Consider the following 19157-nt stretch of genomic DNA (forward strand, 5'->3'; position numbering starts at 1 on the left):
CAAAGCCGCGAACGGCTCCGGTGATGTTGCTGTCTCCACTCGGTACGGGCCGGCACCCGGTCGACGGTCAACGGTTGCCGGCCCCGTCATGGTTCGGTAAGAAGTCCCCCCGGCTCCCTCGGTGACGGCGGTGACCGGCACGCCGCTGAGCCGTTGCGCCCTCGGGCAGCCGGCAACAGCGGCCGACGACACGGTCGTCGGCCGCTGCGTCAGCGGTGTGGGGGTGGTCGCCGCCGGGTGGTCTACCAGACCGTCAGCAGCAGGTGGTTGATCGTGAGCGCCACCGCCGCCTGCGCGGCCAACCAGCCACGGCGGTCGGCGGGCGGGATCAGGGCCGCCCCCGCCATCAGCCAGACCATGAAGGGCAGCCAGATGCGTTCGACCTCGGCCTTGCTGTAGCCGGACAGGTCGGCGGCGAGGATCACCGCCGTGGCGGCCAGTGGCAGCAGCCAGCTGGCGTGCACCACCCCCGGCCGCCGGTCGGCAGTCCGCACGCCGTTGCGGTGCCGCCGAGAAACGGCCCGCCACCCGGCCGGCACCGCGCGCCGTAGGATCACGGCCACCACGGGACCGGCGGCCACGACGACCACCGCGAGGTCGGCCCAGACCCAGTAGGCGTACGCCCGGTCGGAGGCGAGACCCTGGTAGTAGCGCTCGATGACGAGGTCGTAGCCGGTGGGCCACCAGAAGCCGGCGACGGTGAACGCGGCGGCGACCGGCACCGCCCCGACGAACGCCCAGCCCACGGTGCGCCAGCGTCGGCCGGCCAGCACGACGACGGCCAACGCGACCGGCGCCATCAGGACCAACCCGTAGGAGAGGTAGCAGCCGAACGCCAACAGGGCGCCACCGCCGACCGCGCCCAGCGCACGCCCCCGGATGACGCCGTACGCCAGCAGGGCCACCCCGGTGGCGGTCACCCCGGCGAACAACCCGTCGGCGGACACCCCGGACCAGACCGCCCCGGGGAACAGCACCACGAACGGCACCACCGCACGGGCCGCCTCGTCGGTGCCGAGCAGCCGTACGGTGTGCGGCACGGCGACGGCGACGAGGGCCGCCACCAGGATGCACAGCACCCCGGCCCAGCCGCCGCCGGACAACCCGATCCGGTCGAGGACGACGAAGACGAGCAGGGCCCCCGGTGGGTGACCGGACACGTGGGTGGTCCAGGAGTCCGGTTGGAGGCCGAGGATCCGACCGCTGAATCCGGCCAGCATGGCGGGGATGTCGGTGACGCCCGGGACCTCGTGCAGGTACTCGTAGGTGGTGGTCAGCCGACCGGCGACGCCGCGCTGCCAGCCGTCGACCAGGGCCAGCGACAGCGTCCAGGCCACGGCGGCGGCGTAGGAGACCGCGAGCAGCCCTCGCCAGGCCAGCCGGGCGGCCAGGGCGGGCCCGCGCCACCAGACCAGCGCGGCCACCAGCAGGGCCAGCGGGGTGCCGGGGCCGACGTGCGGCAGCCACTGCGCGAACAGCGGCGCCGAGGTGGCATGCACCGGGCGTCCCCACAGGTAGAGCAGGCCGCCGGTGACGGAGGCCACCGCGAACAGGCCGAACGCGGCAGCGACGGCGATCAGGTCGGCGCGCGGCGGCCGGTGGCGCGGGGTGTCGTTCACCCGCGCAGCGGCGCGTGGGCGAACTCCGCGATCCCGTCGGCGAGTCCCACCACGGCCCGGAAGCCGAGTTCGGTCTCGGCACGGGTGGGCGAGGCGACCACGTGCCGCACGTCGGCCAGCCGGAACTCGCCGGTGACCACCGGCGACGGCCCGCCGGCAGCTCGGGCCAGCTCCGTGGCCAACTGGCCGATGGTGGCCGGCCGGCCGGAGGCCACGTTGTACGCCCGCCAACCGGTGCCCGTACCGGTCGCGTCCAGGGCGGCGAGGTTGGCCGCCGCCACGTCGCGGACGTGCACGAAGTCGCGGCGCTGACCGCCGTCCTCGAACACCCGCGGTGCCTGCCCCGCCTCCAGCGCCGAACGGAACATCGCCGCGACCCCGCTGTACGGGGTGTCCCGGGGCATCCCCGGCCCGTAGACGTTGTGGTAGCGCAACGCCACCACCGAGCCGCCGGTCTGCCGGGCCCACGCGGCGGTGAGGTGCTCCTGGGCGACCTTGGTGGCGGCGTACCCGCTGCGGGGGTCCAGCGGGGCGTCCTCGTCGACCAGGCCCGGCGTGACGGCGACGCCGCAGCTCGGACAGGTCGCCTCGAAGCGGCCGGCGGCCAGGTCGGCGACGGTACGCGGCCCGGGGCGCACCGGGCCGTGTCCGGCGCAGACGTAGGCGCCCTCGCCGTAGACCACCATGGAGCTGGCGAGCACCAACCGGTGCACGCCCGCCCGGGCCATCGCGGCGAGCAGGACGGCGGTGCCGAGGTCGTTGCAGCCGACGTACTCGGGCAGGTCGTCCAGGTCGACGCCGAGTCCCACCATGGCCGCCTGGTGCACCACCGCGTCGACACCGGCCAGGACCCCGGCGACGCCCGGCCCGTCGCGCACGTCGAGCCGGACGACCGGGGCGCCCGCCACCGTGTCCGGCAACGGCCGGCGGTGCGCACCGGGATGACCGCAGTCCACGATCGTCACCCGGTGGCCGGCATCGTGCAGGGCGGTCACCACGTGGGTGCCGATGAAACCGGCGCCGCCGGTCACGAGTACGTGAGTCACCCGCCGACGGTAGGGCCGGGACGCGTCGCCGTGCCCCGACCGCGACCGCCCGTCAGCGGTTCGTAAGAACTCCGTGCGCGGGTCGCGGGTGCCCCGGATTCCGTCATCAGCAGGTAAGAACTTCCGGCCGGATCGTGTCCTAGCGTCCGCAGCATGACCGACGTGGTTCTTCCCTGCCGCAACGAGGCCCCGGCCCTGCCCGACCTGCTGGCCCGGATGCCGGCCGGCTACCGGCCGATCGTGGTGGACAACGGCTCGACCGACGGCTCGGCGGCGGTGGCCCGCGCCTGCGGCGTCGAGGTGATCAGCGTGACCGAACCCGGGTACGGTGCCGCCGTGCACGCCGGGGTCCTGGCGGCCGACCCGGTCGACGGGGTGGTGTGTGTGCTGGACGCCGACGGGTCGTTCGATCCGGCGCAGCTGCCCCGGCTGGCCGATCCCGTCCGGGCCGGCGAGGCGGAGTTGGGCACCGGCCGGCGACGCCCCACCGCGCGCGGGGTGTGGCCCCTGCACGCCCGGGTCGCCAACGCCCTGCTGGCCCACCGGCTGCGCCGGACCACCGGCCTCGACGTCCACGACATCGGGCCGATCCGGGCCGTCCGCCGGGCCGACCTGCTGGCGTTGGGGCTGCGTGACCGCCGTTTCGGTTACCCGTTGGAGCTGCTGATCTCGGCCGGTCGGGCCGGCTGGCGGGTGGTCGAGGTCGACGTCGACTACCACCCGAGGGCGGCCGGGACCCGGTCGAAGGTGACCGGCACGGTGCTCGGCACCGCCCGCGCCGTCCGCGACATGAGCGCGGTGCTGGCCCGGTGAACGTCCCCCGACAGCCGCACGTTCCCGGGTCCCGCGCACCGCAGGTGCTGGTGCTGGCCAAGACCCCGGAGCCCGGCCGGGTCAAGACCCGGCTCTGCCCGCCCTGCACTCCGGTCCAGGCCGCCCGGGTCGCCGCGGCGGCGTTGGCCGACACCCTCGACACCGTCGCCACGGCCACGGCCGGCACCCGGGTCCTGGTCGTCGACGGCGACCATCCGGCCCCCGAGGGCTGGACGAGACTCGCCCAACGGGGCGGCCCGCTCGGCGACCGCCTCGCCCACGCCTTCGCCGACACCCGCACGGCGGGCACGGCCACCCTGCTGATCGGCATGGACACCCCGCAGCTCACCGCCGCCCACCTCGACGACGCGCTGGACCTGCTGCGCCGGCCGGACGGGCCGGACGCGGTGCTCGGTCCGGCCGACGACGGCGGCTGGTGGACGCTGGGACTACGCGAGCCCGGCCACGCCTCGGTCCTGCGTGCGGTGCCCACCTCCGAGGCGGACACCGGACAGCTCACCCTGGCCGCGTTGCGCCGCCTCGGTCTGCGGGTCCACCTGCTGCCCCGGCTGCGGGACGTGGACACCGCCGCCGACGCCCACGCGGTGGCCGCGGTGTGCCCGCCGGGCAGCCGGTTCACCGTGGCCGTCGCCCGCGACGTGCCGTCCCCCACGGCGGTCGCCCGGTGAACGCGGTGGCCCTCTTCGACGCCGTGTTCGACCGGGCCGCGTCGGGTGTCCCCGCCGCGTTCACCGCCCGGCACCCGAGCGGTGGCGTGCACCGGTTCGACCCGGCCGGCTGGTGCCGGGACGCCATCGCCGGGGACGCGACCCTGCTGCAGCGCTGCACCGGACCCACCCTCGACGTCGGTTGCGGCCCCGGGCGGCTCACCGGCGCGCTGATCGACGCCGGGCAGCCGGCGCTCGGCATCGACGTCAGCGCCACCGCCGTCCGGCTGGCCCGGGAACGCGGTGCCGTCGCGCTGCAACGCGACGTCTTCGGCCCGGTGCCGGGTGCCGGACGTTGGCCGCACCTGCTGCTGGCCGACGGCAACGTCGGCATCGGCGGTGACCCGTACCGGCTGCTGCGGCGGTGTCGTCGGCTGCTGGCGGCCGACGGCCACCTGCACGCCGAGTTCGCGCCGCCCGGCACACCGGCCTGGTCCGGCACCGCCATGGTGCAGACCCCGGGTGGTGTCGGCAGCCCGCTACCGTGGGCCTGCGTACCCCTCGACGACCTTTCCGTACTGGCCGGGGGCACCGCGCTGCGGGTGCACGACACCTGGACGGAGGCGGGCCGGTGGTTCGCCACCCTCACCCCCCGGTGACCGGCCGGCCGACCGCGCTGCGGCGGCTCGCCCGACGGTGGTCGGCACCCCTGCCGGCCCCGCCCGGGGCGCTGCGGCGCGGGCCGCTGCGGCCTGACGGTTTCCCGTCCCCGTTACGGTCGACCCGGTTGACCAGCCAGCTCGGCGTCGCGCTCGGGGTGGCGTTCGCCGTCTGCTTCCTCACCGGGCTGCTCAGTCACCTGATCCAGCACCCGCCCGGCTGGTTGTGGTGGCCGTCCCGCCCGGTGGGCCTCTACCGGTTCACCCAGGGCCTGCACGTGGCGACCGGTCTGGCCACGGTGCCGCTGCTCGGGGCCAAGCTGTGGTCGGTCTACCACCACCTGTTCCGCTGGCCGCCGGTCCGGTCACTCGCCCACGCGCTCGAACGCGCCAGCGTCGCCGTGCTGGTCGCGGCGGCGCTGTTCCAGGTGATCGGCGGCGTCCTCAACGTCGCCCGCTGGTACGCGCCGATGCCGTTCTTCTTCACCGCCGGGCACTACCGGGTGGCGTGGTTGTCGGTCGGTGCGCTGCTGGTGCACGTCGGCGTGCAGTTGCCTGCGGTACGCGCTGCGCTCGGCCCGACCACCGCCGAGTCTGCGCGGGAGCGGCTCAGCCGACGCGGGCTGCTCGGTGGGGTCGCCGCCGCGGCCGGGCTGGTCACCCTGACCACGGTCGGGCAGACCGTCCGGCCGCTGTCCGCCCTGGCGGTGCTCGCTCCCCGTCGACCGGACGTCGGGCCGCAGGGGCTGCCGGTCAACCGGACCGCCGACCGTGCCGGGGTACGCGCCCAGGCGCTCGACCCGGCGTACCGGCTGGTGGTCGAGGGTCCCCTCCGGCGCACCGAACTGGACCTCGCCGCGCTGCGCGCCCTGCCGCAGCACACCGCCGAGCTGCCGATCGCCTGTGTGGAGGGGTGGAGCGCCACCGGGCGGTGGACCGGCGTACGACTGCGGGACCTGGTCGCGTTGGTGGGCGTCGACCCGGACCGGGCGACGGTGCTCGTCGAGTCGTTGGAGACGGCCGGCCGCTACCGCACGTCGACCGTCGGGGCGGCGCACGTGCGTGACCCGTTGACGCTGATCGCGCTGCGGTTGGGTGGGGCACCCCTGCACCCCGACCACGGCTACCCGGCCCGGTTGATCGCCCCGAACCGGCCCGGTGTGTTGCAGACCAAGTGGGTCGGTCGGCTCACCGTCCGGGAGGCGTCGTGAGGACCCGGGTGGCGCTCGTCGCGGTCGGCACCCTGCTGATCGGGTACGCCGTGGTGGGCGCGCTCGCCGACCCCGACCTGCGGCCGGCCGGGGTGCTGCTCTTCCTGGCCGGGGTGTTGGCCGGGCACGACCTCGTCTGGATGGCCGGGCTGCTGGGCGTCGGCGCGCTGCTCGCCCGGTGGGTCCCGGAACGTCACCGGCCGGTGGTGCGGGCCGGCGTGATCAGCGCCGCCACGGTCACCGTCGTGGCGTTTCCGCTCGTCCTCGGTGTCGGCCGGCCGCCGGACGACCCGTCGGTGCTGCCGCTGCCCTACGGCCGTAACCTCGCGGTCGTCCTGCTGCTGATCGTCGTCGCGACACTGCTGACCTGCTGGGCGGCCGACCGGCGGCGCTCCCGGCGACCGGCCCCGGACGGGCCGGGCGGGGCGGGCGGGGCGGCCGCCCCGGTCAGCCCTTCACCGCCCCGGCGGTGAGCCCCTCGGTCAGGAAGCGCTGCCCGAAGGCGTACATGATCACCACGGGGATGCTGACCAGCAGCGACGCGGCGGCGAGCTGCCCCTGCGGCACGACGTCCCCGGTGATCATCGACTGCATCCCCACCGGGAGGGTCTTGTACTCGTCCTTGGTGATGAACACGAAGGCGAAGAGGAACTCGTTCCAGGCGTTGGTCAGGGTGAACAACGCGACCGCCAGCAGTCCCGGCTTGGCCAGGGGCAGCATCACCCGCAGGAACGCCTGGAACCGGGTGCAGCCGTCGACCAGCGCGGCCTCCTCCAACTCGACGGGGATCGACGCGAAGTACCCGGCCAGCAGCCAGGTGGCGAACGGCAGGGTGAAGGTCGGGTAGGTCACGACCAGCGACCACAGCGAGTCGGTGAGCCGTACCCCGATGAGCAGTTGGTAGAGCGGGATGAACAGCAGCGCGCCCGGCATCACGTAGGTCACCAGCACCGTGACGGTGAAGCCCTGCGCCCCCCGGAACCGCAGCCGGGCCAGGGCGTAGCCGGCGAGGGCGGCGCAGACCAGCGCGACCACGGTGGACGCCACGGACACCAGCACCGTGTTGAGGTACCAGCGGCCGAACGGCTTGGTGGCGAAGAGGTCGGTGAACTGTTGCAGGCTCCACGGCGTCGGCCACAGGTCGCGGTCGTGCATGACGATCTGGCCGTCGGACTTGAAGGCCGTGACGACGATCCAGTACAGCGGGGCCAGGACGAACAGGAGCAGCCCGGCCAGGGCGACCCAGGACGCCAGCCCCGACACCAGCGACGACGTCCGGCGACGCCCCGGGCCCCGAGGGCCGAGACCACCCGGCCGACCACCGCCGCGACCAGCAGGAAGACCCCGAGGACGACGGCCGCCTTCCAGAAGATGTGCGGTGACGCCCAGGCCAGCAGGGCGGCGGTGACCACCGCGACGACCCACGGCAGTGCGGTGCGGACCGTACGGGTGGCGCGGGCCGAGCGGTCCGGCCGGGGCTTGCGGGCACGTCGGGGCGGCGCCACGCCCGAGTCCCGGCGTAACAGCCGGACCAGCACGAACACCAGCGAGCCGATGACCGGCAGCATGACGAGGGTGACCGCCGCTCCCGCGCCGTACTGCAGTTGCAGGATCGCCTTCGAGTACGCGACCAGCACGTACGGTGCCGTCGCGTCGCCCGGGCCGCCCTGGGTCAGCAGCCAGATGAGGTCGAAGTTGTTGAACGTCCAGATCGACGACAGGGTGACCGTCACGGTGATCACGTGGCGCAGTCCGGGCAGCGTCACGTGGACGAACCGCCGCCACGGCGAGGCGCCGTCGACGGTCGCCGCCTCGTACAGGTCGGTGGGGATGGCCTTCAATCCGGCGAGGAAGGCGACGGTGAAGAACGGCACCCCCTTCCACACGTTGACTCCGATCACCGACGGCATGGCCAGGGACGGCTCGGACAGCCAGCCCGCCGGCCAACTGTCGACCAGGTGCGCGCTGACCAGCAGCGGCCCGATCCCCGACTCGGTGAGCAGCATGTTGACGCTGCCGAAGATCGGGTCGAGCAGCGAGCGCCAACTGAACGCGGTGACCACCGTCGGCACCACCCACGGCAGCAGGAGCAGCCCGGCCAGCACGGCCCGTCCCCGCCGTCGGTGGTGCAGCAGCAGGGCCGCGGCCAGCCCCAGCACCGCCTTGAACACCTCGGCGTACGCGGTGAAGACGAACGAGTTCACCACGCCCGTGTGGAACTGCTCGTCGTCGGCCAGGGCGAGGTAGTTGGCCAGACCGACGAACACGCTCTGCTGCCCGTGCCGTTCCGTCGTGCTGGTCACGACCGACCAGGCGATCGGCACGAGCACGAGGCCGCCGACCAGCACGGCGGTGGGTGCCAGGAACAGCGCCGCCAGTCGCCAGTCGCGGCCCAGCCGGCGTCGGGTCGCGATGCGGAATCGGGATTCCGGCGGCGAGGATCCCCGGGACGCCGGGGCGGACGCCGGGCGGACCGACGTCACTGCGGCAGCCCCTGCTGGGTGAAGATCTGCACCATCTTGGTGTGCGCGGCCTGCACGGCCTGCGCGGGCGGCGTGCCCTGGATGACCTGCTGCATCATGTCGGTGAGGACGTAGGCGCCGACGGCGGCCTGCTGCCCCGCGCTGGCCTTCTGCGGGAAGTTGAGGCCGTTCTTGGTCGACAGCGGCAGCTGCTGTTGGGTGATCTTGCGCATGATGGGGAAGGCCGGGTCGCCGCTGGTGAAGAACGGGTCGGCGTCCCAGACCTTCTCCCATGCCGGCAACGCCAGACCGGGCGCTTCCTTCGCCACCCCCACGAGGGCGGGCGCGGTGACCAGGTACTGCGTCAGGAGCTTGGCCAGGGCGGCGTTCTTGGCGCCCTTGAAGATGACGAAGCCCTGGGACTGGCCGAGCAGCAGGGACTTGTCGGTGGCCGGCCCGGTGCAGTCGGCGAAGACGTGGGTGTTGTCGTAGACGGGGTTCTTCTTGGTCTTGGAGTCCGCGTAGACGCTGAACTGGTTGCGGGTGTAGCCGAGGATGCCGGCGAGCCAGTTCTCGTTGTTGCTGGAGTCGGTCCAGGCGGCCACTCCCGGCGGCAGCATCGGCTTGTAGCGGGGGTTGGTGTAGATGTCGGCGAGGAAGGTCACCGCCTGCACCGTCTCGGGAGAGTCGAAGGTGACCTTCCGGCCGTCGTTGGAGGCGATCGCCCCGCCGTAGGAGTTGATCAGCGCCTCGATCATGCCGTTGGCGTCACCGGAGCGGTTCACGGTCATGCCCCAGCCGAACCGCCGCTTGCCGGGGTCGGAGATCGCCAGGCACAGGTCCCGCAGCTCCTCCCAGGTGTAGACGTCCCTGGGGGTGATGCCCTCGTCGCGCATCCAGTCCTTGCGCAGGAACGACCCGATCCCGATGAAGTGGTAGGGGATGGCGAACCACCTGCCGTCGAAGACGCAGAAGTTCTTGGACTCGGCGGTGGGTTCGCCGTACGTCGCCGTCAGCGCCTGGACGACGTCCGTCACGTCCTCCAGGTCGCCGAGCGCCTGGAACTGGGCGACGAACCGCGAGTCGGTCATGAACGCGAGGTCGCGCGCCACACCACCCTGGACCTCAGCGTGGATCTTGGCAACCACGTCGCCCGCGTCCGCCTGGACCAGGCTGTTGCCGATCTTGGTGCCGGTGGTGTCGGCGAACTTCCTGATCGAGGCGTCGAGTGCCGCGTTCGCCGCCTCCGAGTACAGCTTCTGCGACAGCATCCCCAGCGAGGAGCCCTTCAGCGCCACCGCGGCGTCGACGAGTTCCTTCGGGACCTCGGCCTGCGCCCTGGGCATCGACGGTGCGGTGCCTCCGCAGGCGGCCAGGCCGGCCGCACCGAGCAGCCCCACCCCCATTCCCAGAAAGCCGCGCCGGGACCGTAACGCACTGTCCTCGATGGACATCCGTCTCCTCCGTCTCGCCTCACCGGGACCCACCGGGAGAGGCCAGGGGCAAAACCGTCCTGTGTGGACGCCCGCACAGCACGCGCCCGTGGACGGTTGCCTGATCGGATGGCCTCAGCCCGCTCCTGCCCGCGCAGTCATCGGAAAGTCGCCCCGCCACCGGCGGGCCCTCCCCGGCCTGCCCCGAGCTGTTCGTGCCCCGGGCGGCGGAACGGCGACCGGGGCGGCGCTGCGCCCACTCTACACATTTCGGAAAGTCGCGCCTAGGCTTGAACGCAATTCGGGAGACCGTCCAAGCAATTCATCTTCACCAATATTGCTAACCGAGAACCCACTCCGGGGCTCAGGCCCGAGCCATTGACGCTGGTGAGCCGCACGATGGTCGGCCGGTGACGTCGGAACGTCAGGCGGGAAGGCGGCGGGCCAGTTCGCGCCGCAGCTGGTCACGGCCGGGGCTCAGGTAGACCAGCGGGAGCCGGATCTCGTACGGCCGGCTCTGCCCGTACGTCGCCCACTCCCACCGGGCGAGCGGGGGGCGGGTCCGGTCCGGGTCGGCCGGCTCGATCACCAGGACCGGGTACCACCGTCCGCTGATCTCGGCACGCGCGACGTTCGACCACTCGATGGCCAGGGTGCGCTCACCCGGACCCGCCACCTGGAGGTGGTCCGCGGTGAGCCGCAGGGGCAGCCGCGGCTGGTGACCGGCGGACGGCGGACGGACCACCCCCCGGGAGAACCCGAGGAGCAGAAACCACGTCAGCGGCAGCCACAGCCCGTCCCACCACGGGTCGCCGGAGGCCAGGTTGACGACCGCCTGCACCACCGCCAGCGCAGGGAGCGCGGTGGCCAGGAAACCGACCTCACGACCCCGGGAACGGCGGAACTCGGTGACAGCAGGCTCATCGGCGGTGGCCATTGCGGTGTGCTGCCCGGCGGGCCGGAGCACCAAACCCGCCGACCCCGGCATGCGCACAGTCAGTGCAGCCGGCGCTTCCAGTCCTCCGGCACCCGACCCTCGGGGCCGGGGGCGGGCTGGTCGAGCGGGCGCGATTGCGGCCCGGCCAGCTCCGGACCCGCGGCATAGAACTGATCGTCGGAGTAGTCCCAGAACCACGACTCGCCGGGTTCGAAACTGCGTACCACCGGATGCCCCGTCGCGGCCGCGTGCGCCGTCGCATGCTGGCCCGGCGAGGAGTCGCAGCAGCCGACCTGGCCGCAGGACGCGCAGCGGCGCAGGTGGAACCACCACCCACCGGAGGACTCACACTCGACGCAACCCGGGCCGCTCGGCGGCACCGTCGTAGTGACACCCACCGCGGTCGCGGCGAGGAGCTTGGGCTGATCGGCCACGGCGTGTTCCTCTCGACTCGCCGCTACGGTACCCGGACTCATCCGTCGGCGCCTCACCCCGGTTACCCGGCCGGGTGAGCCGGTCGGTCGACGCACGCCGGGGTACGCCCGTGGTCCGAGAATGAAGCCGGCACCCGGCCCACTATCCGGAGGAACCCGACGATGTCCCTCACCACCGCACAGCCCGGCCGGCCGACGGTCGTCCTCGTCCACGGCGCCTTCGCCGAATCGGCGAGTTGGGCCGGGGTGATCACCGCACTGCGCGACGACGGCTACCCCGCGGTGGCCGTGGCCAACCCGCTGCGCGGCGTCCGGCACGACGCCGACCACCTACGCGCGGTGCTCACCGGGATCGACGGGCCGGTCGTCCTCGTCGGCCACTCGTACGGCGGAATGGTGATCTCGAACGTGCCGGCGGCGGGTGCCGGCGTGACCGCGCTGGTCTACGTCGGGGCCTTCGCCCCCCTCGCCGGCGAGAGCGCCGCCGACCTGGCCGGTCGGTTCCCCGGCAGCTCCCTGGGTGAGACGCTGGCCCCCGTCACGCTCCCGGGCGGGGCGACCGACCTCTACATCCGGCAGGACCGCTACCACCAGCAGTTCGCCGCCGACTCGACGACGGCGCAGGCCGCCGTGATGGCGGTGACCCAGCGGCCGATCACCGAGGCGGCCCTGGGTGAGCCCTCCGGCGAGCCCGCCTGGCAGTCGCTGCCGTCCTGGTTCCTCTTCGGCAGCGAGGATCTCAACATCCCGGTCGCGGCCCACCGGTTCATGGCCGAACGGGCGGGCTCCCGGCGGACGGTGGAGATTCCCGGAGGTTCGCACACGGTGGCCATCCCGGAGGCCGCCATGCTGGCCGATCTCATCCGGGAGGCCGCCGACGCGACCCGCTAGCCGGGCCCGGCCGGAAGACCGTGATCCGCCCCCGGCCACCGCACTCCGCCCGGTCACGCCCGGCCCGGGAGGCACGGCACGGCTACCCCACCACCACGGGCGAGGTAGCCGCCGCTGCCCCGAGGCACGTCCCCGACCGTGCCGGTGCGCCCCCGTTCACCGTCGCCCGGTACCGCCGTGTCGTCGTCGCCGAGATCGGAGTCGTCGACCTGTTGCCGGGTCCGTCAGAGGTCGGCCAGGATGCGGGCCAACTCGACCGGCCTGCTCAGCATCGGCCAGTGCCCGGAGTCGATGTCGACCAGGTCGACCTTCCGGGCCTTGGCGAGTTCGGGCAGGTCACCCCCGTCGAGCATCGCCTGGGCCTGCTCCGGGGTGAACTCGGGGCACACCAGGACGACAGGCACGTCGAAGCGCCGCGCATCGGTCAGCCGGACTGTCCCCCGGGCGACGCCCTCGGGCACCGGGATGGCGGTGGCCAGGAATTCCGCCCGCGCCCGTTCGTCGAGGTCGGCCGCGTCCGCGCCCTCGAAGGGCGCCCAGCCGGGGAACGGCATCGCCCCGTCCTCGATCGGGAAGAAGTCGGCGTACAGGTCCCCGTCGGCCTGCGGGAAACCGCCGATCAGCACGACCCGGGCGACCGTCGAGGGCCGCGCGTCGGCGATCAACCAGGCCAGGGCGCAGGAGGCCGAGTGCCCCACCACCACCGACCCGGCCGGTGCCGCGTCCACGACGGCCAGGACCGCGGCAACCTGGTCGTCGAGCGTCGCCGCCGTGTTCCCGTCGCCCTGGCCCGGCAGGTCCACCGCCACCGCGTGTCGCCCCACCCGGGTCAACTCGGCGACGACGCCGTCCCACGCCGAGGCGTCGAGCCACAGGCCGCCGACGAGCACGATCTGTTCATCAGTCATGACGACAACGTAGCGTCGATTCCGGACGTTCCACTTCCGGTACCGTCCGGTGGGTGGAGAATGCCGTCAGCCCCACCGCCCGTGCCCTGCGGACGCTCGACATCCTGCGGGACCGCCCGGGCACGACCGCCGAGGAACTGGCCGCCGGTCTCGGCGTGACCGAACGCGCCGCGCGCCGCTATGTCGGGATCCTCCGCGAGGCGGGCATCCCGGTCGAGTCCGTCCGGGGGCCCTACGGCGGCTACCGCCTCGGCCGGGGCGCCCGGCTGCCGGCCGTCGTCTTCACCCAGGAGCAGGTCATCGGCCTGGTCATGGCCGTTCTCGACGGGCAACCTGCCGCGATCGACGCCGACGGCCTGGTCGGGTCCGCGCTCAGCAAACTCATCCGGGCGCTGCCCGACAGCGTCGGACGGCAGGCGGCGGCACTGCGGGCGTACGCGGCAGCCGCCTCCGACCGACGGTCGGCGCACGCCGATCCCACCACGACGAGCACGCTGGTGGCCGCCGTGGCCGACCACCACCAGGTGGCCTTCACCTACACGACCGAAGGCGGCGAGTCCTGGGAGGCCGTGGTCGACCCGTGGGCGGTGGTGGTGCGCTTCGGCCGCTGGTACCTGCTGTGCCACTCGCACCGGGCGGGCGCGATCCGCACGTACCGCATCGACCGGATCCGGGCCGTGCGGCACCTGCCGCAACGGTTCACCCCGCCCGACGACCTCGACCCCGTGGCCACCCTGGAGGCGCACCTGGGTTCCGGGTGGAAGTACCCGACCCGGGTGGTGTTCCACGAGCCCTACGAGCGGGTGGCACCGTGGGTCCGGCCGACGATGGGCCGCCTGGAGCCGGCCGGCGACCGGTGCGTCCTGACCGGCAGCACGACCAACACCCGGATGTACGCCCAGGAGTGGCTGGCCGCCGTCCCGTTCGGCTTCACCGTCGAGGAGGGTCCCGAGCTGCGGGCCGCCGTGGCCGCGGTCGCCGCCCGCCTCACCGCCGCGCTGGACGGCGGCCCCCGACCGTCGCCATCCTGACCGGGGGGGCCGCACCGTCGGATCGCGGTCGCCGTCAGTAGACGAACGGCCAGCCGGCGTTGTCGTAGCCCAGCAGGTTGACGCCCAGCAGTGAGGTGCCGTTGTCGGCGTAGTAGTGGTAGACGAGGACTTCGGCGTCGGTGTCGGTGAACACCGCCTGGTGGCCGGGCCCGTGGATGCTGCCGTGCCCGGCGAGGACCTGGGTGCCGCCACCGGCGGTCATCGCCACCCCGTTACGGTCGACGAACGGGCCGGTGACCGAGGTGGACCTGCCCACCATGACCCGGTAGGTGCTCGCCGCCCCCTGACAGCAGCGGTCGAACGACACCCACAGGTAGTAGTAGTTGCCGTGCCGGACGATCACCGGGGCCTCGATCGCACCCCCGTTACGGCCGGCGATGCTCCGGATGGTCGTGTCGGCGCGTTTCCCGGTCGCCGGATTCAACGACACCATCTTGATGCCGGACCAGAACGACCCGAAGCTGAGCCACCATCTGCCGGAGGTGTCGACCACCAGATTGGGGTCGATGGCGTTGAAGTCGTCCGACGTCCGGGACTCGATCACCAGACCCTGGTTGGTCCAACTGCCCGACGCCCCAGAGGTGCTCGTGGCCAGGAAAATCCCCGACCGGTTCGACCCGAACGTCGAGGCCGAGTAGTACAACCAGTACCGGCCGTCACGGTAGGACAGATCCGGCGCCCACAGATTACGACTGCCCCCGGTGTACGTCGTCGTCCACGGCGCACCACCGGGGAACACCACACCCGCGTTACGGAACGCGACCCGATCGGTGGAGGTCTTCAACGCGATGTTGTCACCGGTGTGGGCCAGCAGGTAGCCGCCACCGGGGCGGATCACGACCGTCGGGTCGTGCACCCCGACGTCCCCGGTCACCCGACCCGGGCCGGGGTAGGACGCGGGCGGCGTGGTGGGCGTCGCCGCGACCCTCGGTGCGGCCGTCGACGCCGACGGCGATCCCTGAACGATGCCGGCGACCACCAGCACGACCGACAGGGAGATCAACGCCAGCCGGCGGAGGGTGGACGGATTCTGTACGGAGGCGAGCGAAGTGGTCACGACAGTTCCCTGGGGTCGGGCGTCGGGCAGCGTGATGCCGACGCGGCGGGACGTCGACAAAAATGTCGAGATCATTGCATTCATGTTTTCCCAGAAGTTAACGCAGGCATCGAAGCCTGTCAACGCCTGTGGCCGCCGGCCCCCGTCGGCCGCCCCTCCTCGACAGCCGACGCCGACGGGGGTCGCGCCGGGCCGGCCCGGCGGGCCCGCACCACGTCGTCGACGACCACCCACGCAGGGATCCCGCCACCGGCACCCGCCCGCGAAAGGGCCGGCACGACCCGTCCAGATGGGATGAGGCCACAATCGGCAAGAAACTGTGAGGTATTGAGACGCTTGTCTCCGCCACCGATTTCACGGCACGCCGACGAGACCGCGACCCTATGCTTGTCGCCGAAATACCTGCGGCCGGTCGGGTAGCAGGAAAAGAACCAGTCCGAGGATCTGCCAATGCGTCGGAAATCTGCTCTGGACAATGGCATCGCTGACGTCACCACGGCAATTACCCGCAGCGGAGCACCAACCTCCCCCGCAGCGGAGGCCGCGCGCCGAGCCGCAGTCGCCGAGGAACAGGAGTTCCTCGACTCGGCCGTGGCGCGGCGCGACAGTCTTGTCGACCATCTACAGGCCGAGCTTTCCTCAGCCGCCCTGGACGTGTTGGAACGGGCGCGGCTGCGCATGCTCCGCCAGCAGTACGAGCAGTTGCGGCGAGCGCAGGAACGGTTGGTCTTCGGCCGCCTCGACGGTCTTGACGGCACCGTGCGGCACGTGGGCCGGGTCGGCCTGCGCAACGACGACGAGGACGGTGAGCCGCTGCTGCTGGACTGGCGCGCTCCCGCGGCCCGGCCGTTCTACACCGCGACCGCTGTCGACCCGCAGGGGCAGGCACGACGGCGGCACATCCGCACGGCGGGACCGGTGGTCGTCGGGGTGGACGACGAGCCGCTGGACGGGACCATGACAGCGGAACTCGTCGGTGAGGGGGCGCTGCTGGCCGCCCTGGACCAGCGGCGCACCGGTCACATGTCGGCGGCGATCTCCACGCTGCAACGCGAACAGGACGACATCATCCGGGCGGAGGCGACCGGCCCGCTGATCGTGCAGGGCGGTCCGGGCACCGGCAAGACCGTGGTGGCCCTGCACCGCGTCGCCTACCTGCTGTTCGCCCACTCGACAATGGCCGACCAGGCGGTCCTGGTCCTCGGTCCCTCCCCGCGGTTCCTCCAGTACATCGCCCAGGTGCTGCCCGCCCTCGGTGAGACCGCCGTCGTCTCGGCGACCTGCGACACCCTGCTGCCCGACATCCGCGTGGGCCGCGACGAGAGCCGGACCCTCGCCGAGATCAAGGGCCGGGCCCTCTGGCAGGCCGCGCTCGAGAACTACGTCGGCTCGCTGTTCCCGCAGCCCCGCGAGTTGACGCTGCGCTGGGAGGGCGAGTTCTACGCCATCCCCGCCGGGACGGTCGCCCAGGTGCTCGCCTCGGTGCGGGGACGCCCCTATCACCGGGCCCGTCAGGCGTGCGCCGAGCAGCTGCACCACCTCCTGACCGAAGCCGTCGTCGATCAACGCGAGGCGCTGGTGAACGCGATGGACGAGGGCTTCGAGGACATCCTCGCCCGCGTCGACCGGAGCATGCAGCACGACCACCGGTCCGCCGGTGGGCCCACCGGCAGTGACGTCGACGGGCTGCTCGCCGAGGAAGAGATCGACGCCCTCCGTGGTCGTATCGCGGAGAACGCGAGCATCGCCCGGTTCGTCGAGGCGTGGTGGCCCACCCTCGACGCCGAAGACCTGTTGCGGGGTCTGGTGACCGACCGAGCCCTGCTCACCCGCTTCGCCCCCCAGTTGTCCGCGGCGGAGATCACCGCCGTCGCGACGGAGCCCGCGCCGTGGGCTTCGAGCGACATCCCCCTGCTCGACGCGGTCGCCGACCTGCTGGGCGAGATCGAAGCCCCGCCGCCGCAGGGCGAGTTCGTCGCCGACCACGCTCGCCGGCAGCGCGGCTGGGTGTACGGCCACGTCGTCATCGACGAGGCGCAGGAGCTGTCCGAGATGCAGTGGCAGATGGTGCTGCGGCGTTGTCCCAGCCGTTCCGTCACGGCGGTCGGCGACATCGATCAGACGGAGGCGGCGCACCGGCACACCACCTGGGCACAGGCGGTGCAGGCGGCTTTCGGACAGCGGTGGACCGCTGCGGAGCTGACCATCTGTTACCGCACCCCGCGCGAGGTCATGGACCTCACCGGGCCCGTCCTGAGGCGGGCCGGTAGCCACAACGCACCGCCCCGGGCGGTGCGTTCCTGCGGCATCGACCCCTGGGTCCTCACGGTCGCCCCTGCGGAGCTTGCCGACACCGCCGCCCGGGCGGTGCGACAGTTGCAGCAGCGGTGGCACGGCGGCACGGTGGGCGTCATCGCCCCCGCCGACCGCATCGCCGAACTCCGCGCCGTACTGGCTGACGTCCCGGTGCTCACCGCGGTGCAGTCCAAGGGTCTGGAATGGGATGCGGCGCTCCTCGTCGATCCCCAGGGCATCGCCGCCGGGCCGCGCGGCTGGAACGCCCTCTACGTCGCGCTCACCCGATGCACCCAGGAACTGGGGCAGCTGGTTCTCGGGTAGCGGAACTCCGCGGGTGTGCCGCCGCTGCGCCGGCGTCCGGTCACCGCCGGCGCCGGGTGGCCAGGGCGCCGTCCCAGGCCACCCGGCGTCGACGCGGGAGGACGCGGTCGACCACCGGGCGGGCGACACAGGCGGGAAGTGCCGAGCTGACCGCTTCCGACATCGGCTATTGACGTCGCCGTAACACCGGGTCTAGCGTCTGTCGAACCGCTTCGTCGAACCGCTTCGACGAGCCGGCGAACACGGTTCCCTGCCTGCCCGGAGGAGGTGCGCGGTGGCCACCATGCAGGACGTCGCCCGCCTGGCGCAGGTCTCGGTCAGCACCGTCTCCTACGTGCTCACCGGAGCCCGGCCGATCTCCCAGGGCACCCGGGCCAAGGTGCTCGCCGCCATGGCCCAGCTCGACTACCAGCCCAACGCCATGGCCCGGGGGCTGGCCAGTCGCCGCAGCCGGATCCTGGGCCTGCTGCTGCCGATGGACGAGCGCGGCCTCGGGGCGACCGAGACGGCGTTCGTCACCGGGGCCGCCGCGGCGGCCAGCGCCGTCGGCTACCACCTGGTGCTGTCACCCGTCGGCGGGGGCGGCGACCTCGACGGGCTGCGTCGGCTGGCCAGCCAGCGGATGTTCGACGGCGTCGTGCTGATGGAGGTGCAGCTCGCCGACGAGCGGGTCGGCGCGCTCCAGCAGGCCGGGGTGCCGCTGGTGCTGATCGGGCGCACCGGGGACACCGCCGGGCTCTCCTACGTCGACATCGACTTCGAGCAGACCGTACGGGAGGCGGTGGCGTACCTGGTCGGGCTGGGGCACCGGCAGATCGTCTACGTCAACCACTCGGCCGAGACCCTGGCCAGCGGTTACGGGCCGGCGCTGCGGACCCGGGACGCCTTCGTCACGGCGATGACCGGCCACGGCCTGGAACCGGTCATGATCCCGGCGCAGGACAGCGCCGCCGGCGGCCGGGCCGCGTTGGCCGCCGCCATCACACGGACGCCGGGCCTGACGGCCGTGCTGGCGATGAACGAGACGGCGGTCTTCGGCATCCTCGGCGAGCTGACCGGGCGGGGGCTGGCCGTGCCCGACGACGTGTCGGTCGTCTCGATGGTCACCTCGCCGCAGGTCGCCGAGCTGGCCACCCCGGCGCTGACCGCGATGACGTCACCCGGCTCGGCGCTGGGCCGGATCGCGGTCGAGGCCCTGGTGCGCCACCTGGACGGGGCCGGTGACGAGCGCCACCAGCAGTTGCTGCCGTGCGCGCTGGAGATCCGGGGATCGACCGCAGCACCACGAAGCCGTCACCCCGATGGGGGTTGACCAGGTCAAACGGCCCGTCGCCGCGCGGCAACGCGA

Annotated in this window: 18 protein-coding genes; 9 read left to right on the plus strand and 9 right to left on the minus strand. The window is 72.9% G+C overall.

The window, feature by feature from the left end; translation table 11 throughout:
• Positions 1-242 precede the first annotated feature (242 nt).
• Both J7462_RS08660 and J7462_RS08665 read right to left on the minus strand, forming a co-directional pair.
• A complete protein-coding gene (locus J7462_RS08660; protein WP_219463320.1) occupies positions 243-1619 on the minus strand; it encodes a hypothetical protein in 1377 nt (458 codons plus the stop codon).
• Entirely contained in the window at positions 1616-2665 is a 1050-nt protein-coding gene (locus tag J7462_RS08665; RefSeq protein ID WP_308290824.1) for an NAD-dependent epimerase/dehydratase family protein, read from the minus strand. The genes J7462_RS08660 and J7462_RS08665 overlap by 4 nt, the downstream gene beginning before the upstream one ends.
• 153 nt (positions 2666-2818) lie before the next feature.
• Here J7462_RS08665 and J7462_RS08670 point away from each other — a divergent pair, with 153 nt between their 5' ends.
• The 5 genes from J7462_RS08670 to J7462_RS08690 are packed head-to-tail and all read left to right on the plus strand — an operon-like array spanning position 2819 to position 6489.
• Positions 2819-3478, plus strand: a complete 660-nt coding sequence (locus J7462_RS08670; RefSeq protein WP_219463321.1) for a glycosyltransferase family 2 protein — start codon at positions 2819-2821, stop codon at positions 3476-3478.
• Positions 3475-4167 (plus strand): TIGR04282 family arsenosugar biosynthesis glycosyltransferase, encoded by a 693-nt coding sequence (locus J7462_RS08675; RefSeq protein ID WP_219463323.1) that lies wholly within the window; start codon positions 3475-3477, stop codon positions 4165-4167. Before J7462_RS08670 ends, J7462_RS08675 begins: the two co-directional genes overlap by 4 nt.
• Entirely contained in the window at positions 4164-4805 is a 642-nt protein-coding gene (locus J7462_RS08680) for a class I SAM-dependent methyltransferase (protein ID WP_308290825.1), read from the plus strand. The genes J7462_RS08675 and J7462_RS08680 overlap by 4 nt, the downstream gene beginning before the upstream one ends.
• Positions 4802-6016, plus strand: coding sequence for a molybdopterin-dependent oxidoreductase (locus tag J7462_RS08685; protein WP_308290826.1), 1215 nt, complete (start codon positions 4802-4804; stop codon positions 6014-6016). Before J7462_RS08680 ends, J7462_RS08685 begins: the two co-directional genes overlap by 4 nt.
• Positions 6013-6489, plus strand: a complete 477-nt coding sequence (locus tag J7462_RS08690) for a hypothetical protein (protein ID WP_219463327.1) — start codon at positions 6013-6015, stop codon at positions 6487-6489. Before J7462_RS08685 ends, J7462_RS08690 begins: the two co-directional genes overlap by 4 nt.
• On the opposite strand, the gene J7462_RS32025 is transcribed toward J7462_RS08690, so the two are convergent.
• The 5 genes from J7462_RS32025 to J7462_RS32920 all read right to left on the minus strand — a co-directional run bounded on the left by J7462_RS32025 (position 6464) and on the right by J7462_RS32920 (position 11282).
• Positions 6464-7063, minus strand: coding sequence for a carbohydrate ABC transporter permease (locus J7462_RS32025; protein ID WP_308290827.1), 600 nt, complete (start codon positions 7061-7063; stop codon positions 6464-6466). The genes J7462_RS08690 and J7462_RS32025 overlap by 26 nt on opposite strands.
• The gene (locus tag J7462_RS08695; RefSeq protein ID WP_308290828.1) at positions 6958-8499 is read right to left on the minus strand and encodes a sugar ABC transporter permease; all 1542 of its coding nucleotides are present in this window, start codon (positions 8497-8499) and stop codon (positions 6958-6960) included. Before J7462_RS08695 ends, J7462_RS32025 begins: the two co-directional genes overlap by 106 nt.
• Positions 8496-9932 (minus strand): extracellular solute-binding protein, encoded by a 1437-nt coding sequence (locus J7462_RS08700; protein WP_255597640.1) that lies wholly within the window; start codon positions 9930-9932, stop codon positions 8496-8498. The genes J7462_RS08695 and J7462_RS08700 overlap by 4 nt, the downstream gene beginning before the upstream one ends.
• 403 nt (positions 9933-10335) lie before the next feature.
• Positions 10336-10848 carry a hypothetical protein gene (locus tag J7462_RS08705; protein ID WP_219463329.1) on the minus strand — a complete coding sequence of 171 codons (513 nt, stop codon included), beginning with the start codon at positions 10846-10848 and terminating at the stop codon, positions 10336-10338.
• A 59-nt stretch (positions 10849-10907) separates the two neighbouring features.
• A complete protein-coding gene (locus J7462_RS32920) occupies positions 10908-11282 on the minus strand; it encodes a UBP-type zinc finger domain-containing protein (RefSeq protein WP_308290829.1) in 375 nt (124 codons plus the stop codon).
• A 162-nt stretch (positions 11283-11444) separates the two neighbouring features.
• Here J7462_RS32920 and J7462_RS08715 point away from each other — a divergent pair, with 162 nt between their 5' ends.
• On the plus strand, positions 11445-12173 hold the full coding sequence (locus J7462_RS08715; RefSeq protein ID WP_219463333.1) for an alpha/beta fold hydrolase: 729 nt from the start codon (positions 11445-11447) through the stop codon (positions 12171-12173).
• 224 nt (positions 12174-12397) lie between these two features.
• Here J7462_RS08715 and J7462_RS08720 read toward each other — a convergent pair whose 3' ends face one another.
• Complete coding sequence (locus J7462_RS08720; RefSeq protein WP_208567574.1) at positions 12398-13081, minus strand: alpha/beta fold hydrolase; 684 nt, start codon at positions 13079-13081, stop codon at positions 12398-12400.
• A 53-nt stretch (positions 13082-13134) separates the two neighbouring features.
• On the opposite strand from J7462_RS08720, the gene J7462_RS08725 reads away from it, so the two are divergent.
• On the plus strand, positions 13135-14112 hold the full coding sequence (locus tag J7462_RS08725) for a YafY family protein (RefSeq protein ID WP_219463335.1): 978 nt from the start codon (positions 13135-13137) through the stop codon (positions 14110-14112).
• A 34-nt stretch (positions 14113-14146) separates the two neighbouring features.
• Here the strand turns inward: J7462_RS08725 and J7462_RS08730 are convergent, their stop codons facing one another.
• Positions 14147-15190, minus strand: a complete 1044-nt coding sequence (locus J7462_RS08730) for an arabinan endo-1,5-alpha-L-arabinosidase (protein WP_308290830.1) — start codon at positions 15188-15190, stop codon at positions 14147-14149.
• 450 nt (positions 15191-15640) lie between these two features.
• Here J7462_RS08730 and J7462_RS08735 point away from each other — a divergent pair, with 450 nt between their 5' ends.
• Positions 15641-17809, plus strand: a complete 2169-nt coding sequence (locus J7462_RS08735; protein ID WP_219463340.1) for a UvrD-helicase domain-containing protein — start codon at positions 15641-15643, stop codon at positions 17807-17809.
• Between the two features lie 283 nt (positions 17810-18092).
• Entirely contained in the window at positions 18093-19121 is a 1029-nt protein-coding gene (locus J7462_RS08740) for a LacI family DNA-binding transcriptional regulator (RefSeq protein ID WP_244252456.1), read from the plus strand.
• Positions 19122-19157: the final 36 nt, after the last annotated feature.

Source organism: Micromonospora sp. RL09-050-HVF-A (assembly GCF_019374995.1).
GTDB classification, from domain to species: domain Bacteria; phylum Actinomycetota; class Actinomycetes; order Mycobacteriales; family Micromonosporaceae; genus Micromonospora; species Micromonospora antibiotica.

Bases quoted from the DNA above. Each gene is read 5' to 3' on its own strand.
- J7462_RS08670 (WP_219463321.1), top strand. From the start codon at position 2,819: ATGACCGACGTGGTTCTTCCCTGCCGCAACGAGGCCCCGGCCCTGCCC.
- J7462_RS08700 (WP_255597640.1), bottom strand. From the start codon at position 9,932: ATGTCCATCGAGGACAGTGCGTTACGGTCCCGGCGCGGCTTTCTGGGA.
- J7462_RS08705 (WP_219463329.1), bottom strand. From the start codon at position 10,848: ATGGCCACCGCCGATGAGCCTGCTGTCACCGAGTTCCGCCGTTCCCGG.
- J7462_RS08715 (WP_219463333.1), top strand. From the start codon at position 11,445: ATGTCCCTCACCACCGCACAGCCCGGCCGGCCGACGGTCGTCCTCGTC.
- J7462_RS08720 (WP_208567574.1), bottom strand. From the start codon at position 13,081: ATGACTGATGAACAGATCGTGCTCGTCGGCGGCCTGTGGCTCGACGCC.
- J7462_RS08735 (WP_219463340.1), top strand. From the start codon at position 15,641: ATGCGTCGGAAATCTGCTCTGGACAATGGCATCGCTGACGTCACCACG.
- J7462_RS08740 (WP_244252456.1), top strand. From the start codon at position 18,093: ATGCAGGACGTCGCCCGCCTGGCGCAGGTCTCGGTCAGCACCGTCTCC.